Origin of the sequence: Streptomyces sp. NPDC060366 (assembly GCF_042725135.1) — a bacterium.
Taxonomy (GTDB): Bacteria; Actinomycetota; Actinomycetes; order Streptomycetales; family Streptomycetaceae; genus Streptomyces.
Genome location: NZ_JBHXDC010000005.1, coordinates 172,353 through 188,388, shown reverse-complemented (window position 1 = coordinate 188,388; position 16,036 = coordinate 172,353). Strand labels below are relative to the sequence as shown.

Sequence of the window (16,036 nt, the reverse complement as noted above, 5' to 3'; positions counted from 1 at the left end):
CCGTCGCGAGGCAACGCGCCGCCCGTGACCTCACGTTCTTCCGCTCCCGCGCGTCTACGTACCGAAGGCGAACGCGGTACGAGAAGGAGGCCGGGACCATGAGCACGGACACGGACACGGACGCAGGCGCGAGGGTGGGCGCGGCTGCGGGCAGCCGAACGGACGTCCGTCACGCGGTCGTCGAGACGCCGCTCGGCGGGCTGATCGTAGTGGCGTCGGGCGGCGCGATCACCGGGCTGTACTTCCCGCACCACTGGTACATGCCCTCCGAGGCGAGCCTGGGCAGGCGCGTCGACGCCCGCGAGGACACCCTGATCACACAGGCCGCGACCCAGCTCGGTGAGTACCTGGACGGCGAGCGGACCGCGTTCGACCTGCCGACACGGACGAACGGGGACGCGTTCCAGGAGCGGGTCTGGGCGATGCTCCGGGAGATCCCGTTCGGCGAGACCACCACGTACGGCGAACTCGCCGAGCGGCTCGGGAACAAGGCACTCGCGCAGTCCGTGGGCCAGGCGGTCGGCCACAACCCGATCTCCATCATCGTGGCCTGCCACCGGGTGGTCGGCAGCAACGGCAAACTCACGGGCTTCGCCGGCGGACTCGAGCGCAAACAGCGCCTCCTGGAGATCGAGGAGCCGCAGGCCGTGAAGGAGGCCAGGCTCTTCTGAGCTCGGCTCACCGTGCGCCGGACCTCACGTTCCGCAGGGCCCGGACGTCTACAGAATGATGGACATGAAGAAGCCTTTCGAGCGGGTGGTCGAGGAGCACGCGGACACCGTGCTCCGCGTGTGCCGGGCGGTGGTCGGCGTCCAGGACGCCGACGACGCCTGGTCGGAGACGTTCCTCGCGGCGATGCGCGCATATCCGGATCTGCCGGACGACGCCAACGTGGAGGCGTGGCTCGTGACGATCGCCCACCGCAAGGCCATCGACCTCACACGCGCCGGGCAGCGGCACGCGGTCCCCGTGGCTGACCTGCCCGAGCGGCCGTCGACCGTCGGACTGCCGGGCGGGACCGACCACGACCTGTGGCGAGCCGTCAGGGAACTCCCCGGGAAACAGCGGCAGGCGGTGGCGTACCACCACTTCGCCGGACTGCCCTACCGGGAGGTCGCGGAGATTGTCGGCGGCACCCCGGAAGCGGCACGGCGCGCCGCCTCCGACGGAATCAAGGCGCTCAGAACCACCCTCTCGGCCCCGGACCGGGCCGCCTCCGAAGAAGCGCACGCCAGCGCGGACACCAGCGCGGACACCAGCGCGGCACCGACGCGCGCGACCGGCCCGAGCCCCGTCAGAACGCGAAGCCGAAAGGAGCGACACCGTGAAGAACACCACCGGTGACCAGGACCTCTCCACCCTCCTCGCCCGCGCAGCAGCGGACCCCGAGACCCTCGCCCGGCTGCACACCAGGCTGGAGGACGCGGCGGGCCGCGAAGGCCTGCTGGACGTCGCGTACACCGTCGTCGACAGCCCCGTCGGCCGCCTGCTGCTCGCCTCGACCGAGAAGGGCCTCGTCCGCGTGGCCTTCCACAACCAGGACCACGACCAGGTCCTCGACACCCTCGCCACGACACTGAGCCCGCGGGTGCTGCGCGCCCCCAAGCGACTCGATGACGTGGCCCGCGAACTCGACCAGTACTTCGCCGGCACGCGCAGGACGTTCGACCTGCCCCTCGACCTCTCGCTGTCGCACGGGTTCCGGCAGTTGGTGCAGCGTCACCTCCCGGAGATCGCCTACGGACGCACGCAGAGCTACGCCGAGGTCGCGCGTCTCGTCGGCAACCCGAAGGCGGTCCGCGCCGTCGGCACGGCCTGCGCGACCAACCCGCTCCCCGTCGTCGTCCCCTGCCACCGCGTGCTGCGCAGCGACGGAACGCTCGGGGGTTACGCGGGCGGTCCCGCCGCCAAGTCCGTCCTCCTGGACCTGGAGGCCGCGGCCTGACTCGCCGGCGAGAGAGCCGCGCGGCCGGCTCCCTGGCCGAGATCGGCCACGAGATTGGCCGGACCCGGCCACCCGCTTGGCCGGGTCCGGCCGAATGGCGTCTTTCGGACTGACACATCCCGCCCGACCCCTCCAGAATGGCAGGCGCATGACATGCCATGACCGGGAAATCGGGGAGGGAACATGAGTCCGCACCGCATCGAGAGACCGTTCCGAAGATGGCTCCGCACAGCCGCGCCCGCCGTCGCGGCACTGACGCTGCTGCTCGGCTGGTTCGCCGCCACCGGATCGACGGCGTACGCGCAGGAGTCGAGCGCCCCGGCCGCCGTCGCCGCCCCAACAGAGGGGACCGGCAGGGCCGTCGAGGTCCGTGGCGGCAATGTCATCTACAGCAGTAGCGGCACCCGCTGCACCGTCGGCTTCAACGCCCGCACCAGCGCCACCTTCTTCGGCCTGGTGTCCGGGCGCTGCGCCCAGGGCGCCTCCAACTGGTACGCGGACGCGGCCCTGACGGTGTTCGTCGGCACCACCGCCGGATCGAGTTTCCCGGGCAACGACTACGCCATCGTCCGCTACGTCAACAGCTCGACGGTGGCCTTCCCCGGTGAGGTCGCACTCGGCGGCGGCAGCAACCAGGACATCACCGGCGCCGCGAACCCGACGGTCGGTCAGTCCCTCTGCCATGTCGGCCGGACGACCGGGGTCCGCTGCGGCACCGTCACGGGCGTGAACGTCACGGTCAACTACCCCGAGGGCTCCGTGAGCGGACTCTTCAGGTCCAACATCTGCTCCGAGCCGGGTGACGTGGGCGGCCCCGCGTTCTCCGGAACCACCGCACTGGGCATCATCGTCGCCTCGTCCGGAAACTGCTCGTCGGGCGGCGTCACCTACTACCAGCCGGTCGTCGAGTGGCTGTCGGTCTACGGCCTGTCCCTCTACTAGGTCGGCCCAGGTCTACCGCGGGCGGCGGCGATCGGTGTCGCGTACGAGCGCCGGGCGCTTGTTGTCGAACTGCCAGTCCGGCACCAGATACCGCATCGCCGTCGCGTCGTCCCGGGCCCCCAGCCCGAGGCTCCGGTACAGCTCGTGCGCTTCCTCCACCCGCTCCATGTCGAGGTCGACACCCAGCCCCGGCCGGTCCGGCACCTCCAGCATGCCGTCCTTGATCTCGAACGGCCGGGCCGTGAGCCGCTGGCCGTCCTGCCAGATCCAGTGCGTGTCGATCGCCGTGATGTCGCCCGGAGCGGCGGCCGCGACATGCGTGAACATCGCCAGCGAGACGTCGAAGTGGTTGTTGGAGTGCGACCCCCAGGTCAGCCCCCACGCCTCGCAGAGCTGCGCCACCCGCACCGAACCGTTCATCGTCCAGAAGTGCGGGTCCGCCAGCGGGATGTCGATCGCGTCGGCGCGTACGGCGTGCCCGAGTTGCCGCCAGTCCGTGGCGATCATGTTCGTCGCGGTACGCAGCCCGGTCGCGCGGCGGAATTCGGCCATGGTCTCCCGGCCCGAGTAGCCGTCCTCCGCACCGCACGGGTCTTCCGCGTACGCGAGGACGTCGCGCAACTCGCGGCCCAGCGCCACGGCTTCGGCGAGCGGCCAGGCACCGTTCGGGTCCAGGGTGATCCGCGCCTCCGGGAATCGCTCGGCCAGCGCCCGTACCGCCCGCGCCTCCTCGTGCCCCGGCAGCACACCGCCCTTGAGCTTGAAGTCCTGGAAGCCGTACCGCTGTTGAGCCGCCTCGGCGAGCGCGACGATCGCCTCCGGGGTCAGCGCCTGCTCGTCGCGCAGCCTCAGCCAGTCGTCCCGCGCGTCACTCCCGTCGCGGTACGCCAGGTCGGTACGCCCCCGGTCACCCACGTAGAAGAGATAGCCGAGAACGGGCACCCTGTCGCGCTGCCGCCCCTCGCCCAGCAGCGCGCTCAGGGGCAGCCCGAGGTGCTGGCCGAGCAGGTCGAGCAGCGCCGATTCGAGCGCGGTGACCGCGTGCACCGTGACCCGCAGATCGAAGGTCTGGGTGCCGCGCCCCGCCGTGTCCCGTTCGCCGAAGCGCTCACGCACCGCCCGCAGTACGGCGTGGTGGTCGCCGACCGACCGCCCCACGACCAGGTCGCGTGACTCCTCCAGCGTCGTCCGGATGCCCTCACCGCCCGGCACCTCACCGACGCCGGTGCGCCCCTCGGAGTCGGTCAGGACGACCAGATTGCGGGTGAAGTGGGGAGCGTGCGCGCCGCTGAGATTGAGCAGCATGCTGTCCTGCCCGGCGACGGGTACGACGCGGACGGAGACGACCTGCGGCGGGTGTGCACCGGGTGCGGGGGCGCTCAATGGGAGTCCTTCCGGATCGGTGCGGGATGCGGCTCTCGCTACCGAGGAAGCTAGGACGCCTACGGATACAGGTCAAACACTTGTTTCGTATGCTGCGATACCGAAATTGAATCGGACGTCGGGCCCGGCCGCTCACATATGCCGGAGCAGGGCGTGCAGCGCCGGATTGTCGTTGCTGGTGCGCCAGGTGAGCGACAGTTCGACCGGCGCCGGGGCCGCCAGTCGTACGTCCCTGAAGACCACGCCCGCGTAACGCAGTTGGGTGGCCGCCTCCGGGACCAGCGCGATGCCCCAGCCGCCGTTGACCAGGGCGAGGATGCTGTGGACCTGGCTCAGATACTGGCTGAACGTGGGGGCGATCCCCGCGGCCCGGAAGACGCTGATCAGCAGCTCGTGGAAGTAGCGGGACTCCTGGGTGGAGTACATCAGCACGTCCTGCCGGTCGAACGCGGCGATGTCGAGCTCGCCCTCGCCCTCGGCGAGCGGATGGCTCGCGGGCAGCGCGGCCACGAGCCGTTCCTGTGCGGCGGGCCGGGAGCTCAGCTCCGGGCTGCTCACCGGAGGCCGTACCAGCCCCAGGTCCAGGCTGGACTCGGTCAGCGCGTCGAGCTGATCGCCGGTGACCATCTCGCGCAGGACGATCTCCACCCCGGGCATGACCGCACGGGCGGTGTCGAGGACCTTGCCGAGCATGGAGTACGCGCCGGCGGCGGTGAAACCGATGGCGATCGCGCCCGCCTCACCGGTGGACACCTGGCGTACGGCGAGCGTGGCCTGTTCCGTCTGCCGCAGGATGCGGCGCGCCTCGTGCAGGAACGCGCGGCCGGCGGGCGTCAGCCGTACGGAACGGTTGGTGCGGTCGAAGAGCTGGACCCGCAGCGTCGCCTCGAGGAGCTGGATCTGGCGGCTGAGCGGCGGCTGGGTCATCTGAAGGCGCTCGGCGGCCCGCCCGAAGTGCAGTTCCTCGGCGACGGCGACGAAGTTGGTCAGCTGGACGAGTGTGAACAATGATGCTCTCCCGGTATTGATGGATTCGAATGCGGCGCTGGGTGAGAATCGTTTCGCGATCCTAGCCCCGGACCCGGCTCACACCCACCGCCGGTCGACAAGACCGTCCTCAGGAGATGCCCATGACAGTCCGCCCGCCCGTACCGCCGTTCGACCGTGCCGCCGCCCTGACGAAGGTGCAGGCCGCCGAAGACGCCTGGAACACCCGCGACCCCGAGCGCGTCGCCGGCGCGTACACGGTCGATTCCGTCTGGCGCAACCGCGACACCTTCGTCACCGGCCGCCCGGCGATCGTCGAGTTCCTGAGCGCCAAGTGGTCGCGCGAGCTGGACTACGCGCTCCGTAAGAACCTGTGGGCGTTCGACGGCGACCGGATCGCGGTGCGGTTCCAGTACGAGTGCCGCGACAGCGGAGGGCAGTGGTGGCGCAGCTACGGCAACGAGCTGTGGGAGTTCGACGGGAACGGGCTGATGCGGCGCCGCGAGGCGAGCATCAACGACCTGCGGATCGACGAGTCCGAGCGGCGGGTGTTCGGCCCGCGTCCGGAGAGCGAGCACGGGGTCGAGTTCCCGATCCGGTGATCGATGATCCGGTGACTCGCCGACCGGTGATCCGGTGCGTACGGCCGCGCTACGCCGCGCGGGTGGCGATCCCCGGGTACGAGAGCACCAGTCCGGCCTCGTCGTAGACCAGCCGGCAGCGGAAGTCGAAGACCGGGGCCGAGTAGTCGTAGCACTGCCGCGCCCCCTCGTCGGCGGTGCGCCGGTATTCCTGGTCCAGCCGCTCGACGGACAGGTCGAGCGCGCGTACGTACGCGGCCGGCGCCGCCGTCAGCGTCCCGACGGGCAGCCGGAAGCGGTGCACGGGAAGGGCGTTGGTCATCGCCGACGACTCCAGATCGACATCGAGACACCCGTCGAGATGCGGCGCCGGCGCCCCGTCCACCCGCCAGCGGCCCGTGCCGTCGGCCTGGAGCACGGTCGAGCGCGTTCCGGCCTCGGACCGGCAGGCGACGACGGCCCGGCGCGTCACCCAGTCGGCGTCCAGGGTGATGTCGTAGTCCACCGTCCAGGTCCGGCCGTCCTCGACAGCGGTGGTGCACCCGACGATATGCAGCCAGTCCTGCCCGTGCGGTGCGTGCTGGTCCCGCCGCACGTCGCCCGAGCGACGGAAATAGACGACCTCGAAGCCCTGCCGCGCGTGCTCGTGCGCCCATGCCGCGGTCGCCGGCGGTGGTACGAAGGTGCTCATCCCCGTACGGTTTCATGGCCCGCCCGCCCGCGGGAGGCGGACGCGCTCATCAGCTCGACGTGCCGTCAGATGCCGCGGCCGGTAACGAAGTTCACGATCTCTCTGAGCCCGGGGGAGTAGCCGTCGGTGGTGTCGACCTCGATCCACGGCGCGTCGACCGCCACCCGGTCGAATCCGTCGTGGCTCCGGGCGTGTGCCGCCGGATCGAGCGGCGCCGCGGGTTCGTGCGCCGCGCGTACGGGATCCTCCTCGGCCCGGCGCAGCCGCCGCGCCAGCGCCACCTCCGCGTCGACCGAACAGTGCACGATCCGGATCTCGGCCCCGTCCCGCAGACCCTCCAGACCGGGCCGCCACAAGCGGTCCTGGAAGGCGGCCTCCGCGACCGTCGTCACCCCGGCGCCGAGCAGCAGTTCGAGCACGCCGAAGAACGCGGGCAGTGTGCGGAGGTTCAACGCGTCGCCGAGGTCCGGTGTGAAGCCGGGCGTGGCGTGGACCATGCCTTCCTTGATCTCGTCCCGGCAGACGGCGGGGCAGCCCACGGCGCGTGCGATCTCGTGCGCGAGCGTGGTCTTGCCGGCGCCCGGAGGCCCGCTGACCACGATCAGCGTCGGTTTCGAGCCCAGGGCCGTGTTGGTGTTCGCGTTCGCCACGCATCCATTGTGAAGGGATGTCCGGCGGAGGTCCGCCGGGCCGACCGGGACCGTCCGCTCGCCGCCGTCCCCGGCCCTCCGTGGCGCGCGGGTTGGTGTCGGACAGCTGCCGGACAATCCCCGCGCACGCCATGGCGGTCCCGGCACTGTCAGAATGTCCGCATGATCGTGAGACTCGCGCGGGAGCGGGATCTGCCCGGCTTCATCGGCCTCGCGGCCCAGGTGGAGCACTGGTTCGGGCCGATGGTCGACGATCCCGGCTTCAGCGCCGCCGTGGTCGAGCACATCCGTGGCTCCGAGGCCCTCGTCGCCGTCGGCCCGGACGCCGCCCCGGATTCGGCCCCGGAACTGCCTCTGCTCGGTGGCCTGTTGGTCGGGTCCGACGCCCCGACCTTCCATATCCACTGGCTCGTCGTCTCGCGGCAGGCGCGTGGACAGGGGGTCGGCGCCGCCCTGATGGCCGACGCGATGAAGAGGTACGTCACGGGTCCCGGAACCGTCGAGGTGGTCACCTTCGGAGCCGACCATCCCGGCGCCGTCGACAGCGGCGCCCGCGTCTTCTACGAGCGGCTGGGCTTCACCCCCGCCGAGGTGACCGATCCCGGCCCGGAGGGCGGCTCACGACAGATCTACCGACTGGCCGTCAGCTGACCGAAGTGGCTTGAACGGACCGATGCGGCACGGCAGTTGATGGACTCGCGGGCGGAGGGCGAGTCGTCGGGCGCATGCTCGCGGTGACATAATCCGGCGCATGACATCTGGCACCCCCAAGCCTCAGATCGACACCAGCAAGCCGCACCCCGCCCGGCTCTACGACTACTTCCTGGGCGGCAAGGACAACTACCCGGTCGACCGGGAGTTGGCGGAGAAGCTGGCCAAGGGAGCGCAGCGGGGCGCGCAGATCAACCGGGAGTTCATGCACCGTGCCGTCGCCTGGGCGGCCAGGAGCGGGTTCGACCAGTTCCTCGACATCGGCACCGGCATACCCACCCAGCCCAACCTGCACCAGATCGTGCAGAAGATCGTCCCGTCCGCACGGATCGTCTACGCGGACAACGACCCGGTCGTGCTCCGGCACGCCGAGGCCCTGCTGATCAGCACGGACGAAGGGGCGACGGACTACGTCGAGACCGACGTACGCCGGCCGCGAGATGTCCTCGAACACGCCCGCCGTTTCCTGGACTTCGACCGGCCCGTCGCGCTGTCACTCGTCGCGGTGCTGCACTTCCTCGGGGACGACGACGATCCGTACGGCGTCACCCGGACCCTCGTCGACGCCCTGCCGTCCGGCAGCCTCCTGGTGATCTCGCACGGCACCGCCGACTTCCTCGACCCCGAACAGGCGAAGAAGGTCACCGGCACCTACCGGTCCGGCGGTATCACCCTGCGGCCCCGCACCCGGGCCGAGGTCGAGCGGTTCTTCGACGGGCTGGACCTGGTGGAGCCCGGTCTCGTCCGCGCCCCCGAGTGGTACAAGGACACACCCGCGCCGGCGAACGAGGAGAGCGGCTTCTACGTCGCGGCCGCGCGCGTACGGTAGGCCCCCGCCGGCCCCCCGCCCCGCCAACGCCCGAGCCCCCTCAGCCGCCTGACGTCGCGCCCGCGTTCCGTACCCGCAGCTCCCGGAGCTCGTAGAGTCCGACGCACGCGGCCAGCACCGCCACGCACCCGGTGAAGATCAGCCCCGAGACCCGCAGGCTCACCAGCAGCGTCAGCGCGCCGATCCCGATCACCGGCAATGAGATGCCGACGTACGCGACGACGAAGAACGTCGAGATCGTGCCGCCACGCGACTCCTGCGGCGCCGCCGCGCCGATGACCGTGATGGCGGCGCGGAACGCCAGGCCCTGCCCCAGCCCGGCGCAGATCACGCCGATCACCAGCAGTGCCAGCGACTCCACGAACAGGGAAGCGCCCACCAGTACGACCCCCGCCACCAGCACCAGGCTGCCGCCCGGCAGCGCCCTGGCCGCGCCCACCCGGCCCATCAGGGACTGGCCGACGGTGGAGGCCAGGAAGACCGAGAATACGACGGCGCCCGCCACGGCCAGATTGGGCTCGTCCAGAGTCGTCGCGACGAACGTGGGCGACACCGCCGTGCACAGTCCCAGCAGCGCGAAGCCGGCGAACGCGGCCAGCGCCGCCGGTGCGAAGATCCCGCGCACCTGCGGTGGCACCGTCAGCCCCCGCGGATGGAATCTCGGCCGCCGCGTCCGGTGCTCGACCGGCTCCGGCAGGAACCATGTCAGGACCATGCCCACGATCGCGAGCCCCAGAGCCGTGGCGAACGGCAGTCGCAGCGGCAGCGGCGCGTACTCCGCGAGGAGCCCCGCGAGCAGCGGGCCGCATCCGAGACCACCCATGTTCGCCGCCGTGGCGGCCAGCCCCGCGCGTGCCTCACGGCCCGGGGGCGCCAGGTCCATCACGGTCGCGGTGGCGGCGCCGCTGAACAGTCCGGCGGCGAAGCCCGACAGGAGGCGTCCTGCGAACAGCAGGGGCAGCCCACCCTCCGACAGGAAGCACACCGCGCTGGCGACGGAGAGCCCGAGCCCGATGAAGAGGACGGGCCGACGGCCGACCTGGTCCGAGAAGTCGCCCGCCAGCAGCAGCACGGCGATGACTCCGAACGCGTAGACGGCGAAGACCACCGTCACCATGAACTCGGAGAAGCCGAGTTCCTCGCGGTAGAGCCCGTACAACGGGGTGGGCAGCGTCGTACCCAGCATGCCGATCGCGAAGACGACCGCGGCGCCGAGATAGCCGACTGAGAACCCTCGGGTGGTGCGCTGCGGCATGGGCGCTGAGTCCTCACTGGGTGAAACGGTCCATTCCTCCCCATATCCTCGGTGTGGCGGCACGGCGTGTCCAACGAAGGTCACGTCGCCGTGAACGCCAGCGACACGTTGTGGCCCCCGAAGCCGAAGGAATTGGCGACCCCCGCCGTCCAGGCGCCCCGGCGCGGACCGCCGGAGACGACGTCCAGGTCGATCGCCGGGTCGAGCGTGTCCAGGTTCCTGGTGGCCGGCACCGTCCCGTCCCGCAGCGCGAGCACCGTCGCCATCGCCCCCAAGGCCCCGGAAGCCCCGAGCAGATGGCCCGTCATCGACTTGGTCGCGGTGACGGCCGGGTGCCTGCCGACGGCCTCGGCGACGGCGTCCGCCTCCGCCACGTCACCCTGCGGGGTCGACGTCGCGTGCGCGTGCACGAGTCCGACGTCGCGCGGGGAGAGGCCGCCCGACCTCAGGGCCGTACGGATGGCCCGCACCTGCCCCGTGGTGTCCGATGCGGTGATGTGCCGACCGCTGGAGGTCACCCCGGCGCCGACGAGCGCCCCGTGGGCGCGGGCGCCGCGCGAGCGGGCGAACTCCGCGCGCTCCAACACCAGTACGGCGGCGCCCTCGCCCAGGACGAAGCCGTCACGTGCCGCGTCGAAGGGGCGCGACGCCCCCGCCGGATCGTCGTTGGCCGTGGACAGCGCCATCATCCGCGCGAACCCCGCCAGCGGCAGCCCGTGCAGACACGCCTCCGCGCCGCCCGCCACGACCACGTCGGCGCGGCCGAGCCGGATCAGATCGAGCCCCATGGCGACGGCCTCCGCCCCGGACGCGCACGCGCTCACCGGCGTGTGCGCCCCGCCGAGTGCCCCCAGATCGATGCTCACCCATGCCGCGGGCCCGTTGGCCATCAGCATGGGGACGGTGTGCGGCGAGACCTTGCGCGGCCCGGACCGCTCCAGGATGTCGTCCTGGCCGAGCAGGGACAGTACGCCTCCGACGCCCGTCCCGATCACGACCGCGACCCGCTCCGGATCGGCCTCCGGACGCGCCGCGTCGGCCCATGCCTCGCGGGCGGCGACCAGCGCGGCCTGCTCGCACCGGTCCAGCCGGCGGGCCTCGGTCCGCGCCAGCGCCGTCGCCGGGTCCACCCGCAGCCGGGCCGCCAGGCGGACGGGCAGCCCGGCCGCCCAGTCGTCGTCGAGTACGCCGACCCCGTTCTCCCCGGCCAGCATGGCGGCCCATGTGGTCGCCACGTCACCACCCAGCGGCGTGGTCGCCCCGAGGCCGGTCACCCATACCTCCGTGTCCGGCACGCCCCCTTCGTCCGCCCGTCCATCCGCCCGCCCATCCGTCCGTCCGTCGGTCATCGCGTCGGTCATCGGTCCAGCTCTCCTCGCGTCGCCTTCATGATCGGAACCGTAGCCAACCAACCGTCTGGTCGGCAATGTAGAGTTCCGCCATGCCCCGTACCGATCAACTGGTAGGAACCCGCGCCCGGCTGCTGGCCGCCGCCCGCGACGAATTCGCCGCCCACGGCATGGGCGGCGCACGCGTCGGCCGGATCGCCGAGCAGGCGGGTGTCAGCAAGGAACGGATCTACGGCTACTTCGGCAGCAAGGAGAAGTTGTTCGCCGCCGTCATCTCCGAGGCCCTGACCGAGCACGCCGAACTGCTGGGGCCACCGTCCGGCGATCCGGCCGAGTACGCCGGCCGGATCTACGACCTGCACCGGCGCAACCCTCAACTGCTGCGCCTGATGATGTGGGAGGCCCTGCACTACGACCGGGGCGGACTCCCCAACGAGCAGCCGCGCACCGCCCACTACCGGGACATGGTCAAGACCCTCTCCGACGCCCTGGGCACCGAGTCCGAGAGCGAGGCGGCGAGCACGCTCCTCGCACTCATCGGTCTCGCGATCCTGCCGACCGCGTTCCCGCAGATCACCCGCCTGATCCTGGGCCCGGCCGCCGACACCGACGCCGAACCCCGTGCTGCTGACGCCGACGCCGATCTGCGGGCCCATATCGTCCAGTTGGCGCGCCGGATGACTTCGTCCTGAGGGCGGGCACCGATGCCGGGATACACGCCCATCGGGTGAATCGTATGTTTTAGATGCGATTTCTTAATATTCGCCCCGTGGCGTGTCCCGTCGGCCCGGTAGCCACCGCCAGGCAGCGTTGGGCCATGACACAGACCAAGGCCGTCGCGACCGGCCTGCGAGAGACGAGCCGCCCGGCCCGGGACCGGACGGCCGACGTCGGTCTCCTCTGGCTGGCGGTCGTCGCGAGCGTGTACACGATCGTTCAACTCGTCTTCGTCGTACCGGGATCCGGGCTCGGCTGGGACGAGACCGTGTACACCAGCCAAGTCAGCCGCGCCGCCTCCGACACCGCGTTCTTCAGCGCCCCCCGCGCGCGGGGCATCACCTTCCTCATCGCGCCGGTGACCTCGCTCACCTCCTCCATCGAGGTGCTCCGCGTCTATCTGGCGCTGCTCTCCGGCGCCGGACTCTTCCTCGCCCTCTGGGTGTGGCGACGCCTGCTCCCCGCATCCGTACTCGCCCTCGCCGGCGCCCTGTTCGCCGGACTGTGGATCACCGTCTACTACGGGCCGCAGGTCATGCCGAACCTCTGGGTCGCCCTCGGCTGCCTCTGCGCCGTCGGCCTCTTCCTTCGGGCCGCACGCGACCGGACCGACCGTACGGCCCTCATCGGGCTCGGCGTCGCGGTGGCCTTCGTCGCGCTCATGCGCCCCACCGACGCCTTCTGGCTCACCGCGCCGATGGCCCTCATCGCGCTCGCCGTCCGGCGATGGCGCCGGTGGGCCCTCCTGGCGGCGCTCGCCGCGGGCGGGGCCGTCGGCTGCGCGGAGTGGATCATCGAGGCGTACGTCAGTTACGGCGGTCTCTTCACGCGGCTCGCGCGGGCCAGCGAGATCCAGGGCCATCTGGGCTGGAATCTCGTCTTCGGCGACCATATGCGCTCGCTCGACGGACGGTTGCTCTGCCGTCCCTGTGATGTCCGTTGGCGGCGGCCGGCCACCGCGATCTGGTGGTTCGCCCTCCCGCTGCTCACCCTCGGCGGAGTACTGGTCGCCGCACGCCTGCGGCGGCTGCCGCTCGTACTGGTGCCGACCCTGGTCGGTCTGTCGATGGCCGCGCAGTACCTGCTCCTGATCGGATACGCCGCGCCGCGTTTCCTGCTCCCCGTCTACGCGCTCCTCGCACTGCCCACCGCGCTGTTCCTGACCTGGCTCGTCAGGACCGCGCGGCCCCGCGGACCGCTTGTGGTCCTGCTCGTGGCGGCGGCGGTCGCACATCTTTGGGTCCAGGGGTCCGTCGTCGCCGACCGGGCCGAGCGCAGCCGTGTCGACCGGGGCAAGTTCGACCGGATCGCCGCCGAGTTCACACGTCAGGGCGTCACGCCGCCATGTGTGGTCAGCGGTACGGAGGCCATCAGGGTCGCCTTCCGGATCGGTTGCGCCTCGCGGCAGACCGGCGGTCACGACGGAAGCATCACCCCCGGTGAACTCGTGGCAGCGGCGCGCGAGAAGCCGGTGGCTTTCGTCGTGGCGGGACGGGCAGGGCCCCCGGCGTACGCGCGCGACTGGCGGGTCGAGCGGATCCCGGACCTGCCGGGCCTGCGCAACTGCCGTGTGTATCTGTCCCCGTCCGCCCGGGCCGAACCGGGCGTCTGACGGGCGCGGCCGGGCCGTGGTGCGTGCGCGCCACGGCCCGGCCGCGAACTCTCGGACCGTCTTCCGCCGCCTGAGCGGGCACCGATGAGTTTCTCCGTGACCGGAGGTCTGTAGTAAGCGTTTGAGAACCAGAACACGGACCACCTAGGAGAGCTTCGATGCGCACCCTGATCAGCACCGCTTTCGTCTCGCTCGACGGCGTCGTGGAAGCCCCGGGCGGCGAGCCCGGTTACCGGAACTCGGGCTGGACCTTCAAGGACGTCGAGTTCGTCCCGGAGGCATACGAGATCAAGGGCCGGGAGCAGGAGGAGGCCACGGCCATGCTGCTGGGCCGCACCAGCTACGAGGCGTTCAGCCCGGTCTGGCCCGGCATGGAGGAGTTCTCCTCGTACAAGGTGATGCCGAAGTACGTCGTCTCCACCACCCTCACCGACGACGAACTGGTGACGGACTGGGGCCCGACCGCGATCCTGAGATCGCTCGACGAGGTCGCAAAGCTCAAGGAGACCGAGGGCGGCCCGATCATCATCCACGGCAGCGCCGCCCTCAACCGGAGCCTCTCGGACGCCGGTCTGATCGACCGATACCACCTGCTCGTCTTCCCGCTCCTGCTCGGCGCGGGCAAGCGGCTGTTCAGCGAGACGGACAACGACACCAAGAAGCTGCGGCTCGTCGAGCACGAGGTGTACCCCAATGGTCTTCAGAAGAACGTGTTCGACGTGATCCGCTGACGGCGCTCCGGCCGGGCCGTCCGCGTGATCGGCGCGGGCTCAGTCCTTCCCGCGAGCCCGCTGGAAGCGGTCCCGGCCCTCGGACAGTTCCACGAGCGGGTCCGGGTAGTCGTACCGGGCCCGCTCGCGCCCCGGAAGCTTCCACGGCTCGTGGACGGCCGCGCCCGCCAGCCCGTTCAGCTCGGGCACCCATCGGCGTACGTAGCGGCCGTCCGGGTCGTAACGCTTGCCCTGGATCACCGGGTTGAGCACCCGGTTGGGGCGCGAGTCCGTGCCCGTACCCGCCATCCACTGCCAGTTGAGCTGATTGTTGGCGATGTCGCCGTCCACCAGCAGCTCCAGGAAATGGCGCGCGCCGATCCGCCAGTCCACGTACAGCGTCTTGGTGAGGAAGCTCGCGGTCAGCAGCCTGCCCCGGTTGTGCATCCACCCCTCGTGGAGCAGCTGGCGCATCGCGGCGTCCACCACCGGATAGCCGGTACGGCCCGCCTTCCACGCCTCGATCTCCTCGCCGGCGGACTCCACGGACCGCCAACGGTCGTGCTTGGTGCGGTAGTCGGCCGACGAGGCGTCGGGGCGGGCCGCCAGCACCTGGTGGTGGAAGTCCCGCCAGCACAACTGCCGTACGAACGCCTCGGCGCCCCCACCGCCCGCCCGGCGCGCCCGCTGGACGAGCTCGGTGGGGGAGAGGGAGCCGAAGTGCAGATGCGGCGAGAGCCGAGAGGTGACGTCACCGGCCAGGTCGTCGTGACCGCTCTCGTACGTCGCGAGCCCGCCGCGCTTCCAGGCGGCGAAGCGTTTACGGCCCGCGCTCTCGCCTCCCTCGGCGAGACCCTCCGAGACACCCGAGGTGTCCGCGCGCGCCGGTACGCGGTCGGAGCCGACCCCTGCCGGGACCCGTACCGTCCGGGGCGCGGCGAGCACGTCGCGCAGACGTTCCCGCGACCAGTGGCGGAAGTAGGGGGTGAAGACCGCGAAGTGATCCGAGCCGGCCGGTGTGACGGCGCCCGGCGGGAGCGCCGTGAGCGTGGCGTCGTGGACGTGCAGCCGACGGCCGTCGGACTCCAGCGCGAGACGCAGCCGTTCCTCGCGCCGCTGGGCGTAGCGGCTGACTCCGCCGGCCGTCCGCACCTCGTCCGCGCCGGTCTCGGCCGCGACCTCGAGGGTCTGGGCCACGACATCGCCCGTACGCACGACGAGCCGGCCGCCGCGCGCACGGAGCCCGGCGTCGAGATCGGTCAGACAGTCGGCGAGGAACGCACGCCGGTTGGGGGCGGCGAACCCGGCCGACACGATCGCCTCGTCGAGCACGAACAGCGGCACCACCTCGTCGGCGCCGGTGACGGCCGCGTGCAGGGTGGGGTTGTCGTGCAAACGCAGGTCGCTGGTGAACAGGACGACCGAGACGGTCATGGAGCCACTTCCCCTCGTACGGACCACTCGTGCCCGTATCTCTGTCTGCTCAAGGCGTCAGCATGCGGTGCGGGCACCACCCACCCCGCCATCGGGTCGGCCGGTTCACCCGAAGAGACGCACCGCTGACGGGTTGTCCGGCGTGTGGCTCATGATCATGGTGGACTGAGGCGTCATCAGCCGCGCCGGGGACCGCACGTCCGAACTCCGCTTCCGATCCGAATGAACGGTGCACCCGGC

17 protein-coding genes are annotated in these 16,036 nt (G+C 71.2%); 10 read left to right on the top strand and 7 right to left on the bottom strand.

Annotated elements, in window-relative coordinates:
* Positions 1 to 98 precede the first annotated feature (98 nt).
* The 4 genes from ACFWHU_RS15745 (at position 99) to ACFWHU_RS15730 (ending at position 2,887) form a co-directional block, all read left to right on the top strand.
* The gene (locus ACFWHU_RS15745) at positions 99 to 671 is read left to right on the top strand and encodes a methylated-DNA--[protein]-cysteine S-methyltransferase (RefSeq protein WP_387225258.1); all 573 of its coding nucleotides are present in this window, start codon (positions 99 to 101) and stop codon (positions 669 to 671) included.
* Positions 672 to 735: 64 nt separating this feature from the next.
* Positions 736 to 1,344 (top strand): RNA polymerase sigma factor, encoded by a 609-nt coding sequence (locus ACFWHU_RS15740; protein ID WP_387225257.1) that lies wholly within the window; start codon positions 736 to 738, stop codon positions 1,342 to 1,344.
* Positions 1,325 to 1,945 (top strand): methylated-DNA--[protein]-cysteine S-methyltransferase, encoded by a 621-nt coding sequence (locus ACFWHU_RS15735; protein WP_387225256.1) that lies wholly within the window; start codon positions 1,325 to 1,327, stop codon positions 1,943 to 1,945. Before ACFWHU_RS15740 ends, ACFWHU_RS15735 begins: the two co-directional genes overlap by 20 nt.
* Positions 1,946 to 2,128: 183 nt before the next feature.
* Positions 2,129 to 2,887, top strand: a complete 759-nt coding sequence (locus ACFWHU_RS15730) for a S1 family peptidase (protein ID WP_387225255.1) — start codon at positions 2,129 to 2,131, stop codon at positions 2,885 to 2,887.
* Between the two features lie 12 nt (positions 2,888 to 2,899).
* On the opposite strand, the gene ACFWHU_RS15725 is transcribed toward ACFWHU_RS15730, so the two are convergent.
* Together ACFWHU_RS15725 and ACFWHU_RS15720 are read right to left on the bottom strand one after the other, a co-directional pair.
* On the bottom strand, positions 2,900 to 4,192 hold the full coding sequence (locus ACFWHU_RS15725; RefSeq protein WP_385798924.1) for an enolase C-terminal domain-like protein: 1,293 nt from the start codon (positions 4,190 to 4,192) through the stop codon (positions 2,900 to 2,902).
* A 210-nt stretch (positions 4,193 to 4,402) separates the two neighbouring features.
* Positions 4,403 to 5,278 (bottom strand): LysR substrate-binding domain-containing protein, encoded by an 876-nt coding sequence (locus tag ACFWHU_RS15720; protein WP_387225254.1) that lies wholly within the window; start codon positions 5,276 to 5,278, stop codon positions 4,403 to 4,405.
* Between the two features lie 122 nt (positions 5,279 to 5,400).
* Here ACFWHU_RS15720 and ACFWHU_RS15715 point away from each other — a divergent pair, with 122 nt between their 5' ends.
* Positions 5,401 to 5,859, top strand: coding sequence for a nuclear transport factor 2 family protein (locus tag ACFWHU_RS15715; protein WP_385798897.1), 459 nt, complete (start codon positions 5,401 to 5,403; stop codon positions 5,857 to 5,859).
* A 49-nt stretch (positions 5,860 to 5,908) separates the two neighbouring features.
* Here the strand turns inward: ACFWHU_RS15715 and ACFWHU_RS15710 are convergent, their stop codons facing one another.
* Positions 5,909 to 6,529: a putative glycolipid-binding domain-containing protein gene (locus ACFWHU_RS15710; RefSeq protein ID WP_387225253.1), complete on the bottom strand. Its 621-nt coding sequence runs from the start codon at positions 6,527 to 6,529 to the stop codon at positions 5,909 to 5,911.
* 65 nt (positions 6,530 to 6,594) lie between these two features.
* Positions 6,595 to 7,179: an AAA family ATPase gene (locus ACFWHU_RS15705; RefSeq protein ID WP_387225252.1), complete on the bottom strand. Its 585-nt coding sequence runs from the start codon at positions 7,177 to 7,179 to the stop codon at positions 6,595 to 6,597.
* Positions 7,180 to 7,341: 162 nt separating this feature from the next.
* On the opposite strand from ACFWHU_RS15705, the gene ACFWHU_RS15700 reads away from it, so the two are divergent.
* Both ACFWHU_RS15700 and ACFWHU_RS15695 read left to right on the top strand, forming a co-directional pair.
* Positions 7,342 to 7,830, top strand: a complete 489-nt coding sequence (locus tag ACFWHU_RS15700) for a GNAT family N-acetyltransferase (RefSeq protein WP_387225251.1) — start codon at positions 7,342 to 7,344, stop codon at positions 7,828 to 7,830.
* A gap of 100 nt (positions 7,831 to 7,930) precedes the next feature.
* The gene (locus ACFWHU_RS15695; RefSeq protein ID WP_385798905.1) at positions 7,931 to 8,719 is read left to right on the top strand and encodes an SAM-dependent methyltransferase; all 789 of its coding nucleotides are present in this window, start codon (positions 7,931 to 7,933) and stop codon (positions 8,717 to 8,719) included.
* A gap of 40 nt (positions 8,720 to 8,759) precedes the next feature.
* Here the strand turns inward: ACFWHU_RS15695 and ACFWHU_RS15690 are convergent, their stop codons facing one another.
* Positions 8,760 to 9,974 carry an MFS transporter gene (locus tag ACFWHU_RS15690; protein ID WP_385798906.1) on the bottom strand — a complete coding sequence of 405 codons (1,215 nt, stop codon included), beginning with the start codon at positions 9,972 to 9,974 and terminating at the stop codon, positions 8,760 to 8,762.
* Between the two features lie 80 nt (positions 9,975 to 10,054).
* A complete protein-coding gene (locus ACFWHU_RS15685; protein ID WP_387225250.1) occupies positions 10,055 to 11,335 on the bottom strand; it encodes a beta-ketoacyl-[acyl-carrier-protein] synthase family protein in 1,281 nt (426 codons plus the stop codon).
* An 80-nt stretch (positions 11,336 to 11,415) separates the two neighbouring features.
* On the opposite strand from ACFWHU_RS15685, the gene ACFWHU_RS15680 reads away from it, so the two are divergent.
* From ACFWHU_RS15680 to ACFWHU_RS15670, 3 genes are all read left to right on the top strand, one after another.
* Positions 11,416 to 12,015 (top strand): TetR/AcrR family transcriptional regulator, encoded by a 600-nt coding sequence (locus ACFWHU_RS15680; RefSeq protein ID WP_387225249.1) that lies wholly within the window; start codon positions 11,416 to 11,418, stop codon positions 12,013 to 12,015.
* Positions 12,016 to 12,140: 125 nt separating this feature from the next.
* Positions 12,141 to 13,652 carry a hypothetical protein gene (locus ACFWHU_RS15675; RefSeq protein WP_387225248.1) on the top strand — a complete coding sequence of 504 codons (1,512 nt, stop codon included), beginning with the start codon at positions 12,141 to 12,143 and terminating at the stop codon, positions 13,650 to 13,652.
* Positions 13,653 to 13,810: 158 nt separating this feature from the next.
* Positions 13,811 to 14,383 carry a dihydrofolate reductase family protein gene (locus ACFWHU_RS15670; RefSeq protein WP_385803301.1) on the top strand — a complete coding sequence of 191 codons (573 nt, stop codon included), beginning with the start codon at positions 13,811 to 13,813 and terminating at the stop codon, positions 14,381 to 14,383.
* A gap of 39 nt (positions 14,384 to 14,422) precedes the next feature.
* Here ACFWHU_RS15670 and ACFWHU_RS15665 read toward each other — a convergent pair whose 3' ends face one another.
* Positions 14,423 to 15,796 carry a cryptochrome/photolyase family protein gene (locus ACFWHU_RS15665; protein WP_387225247.1) on the bottom strand — a complete coding sequence of 458 codons (1,374 nt, stop codon included), beginning with the start codon at positions 15,794 to 15,796 and terminating at the stop codon, positions 14,423 to 14,425.
* Between the last annotated feature and the right edge of the window lie 240 nt (positions 15,797 to 16,036).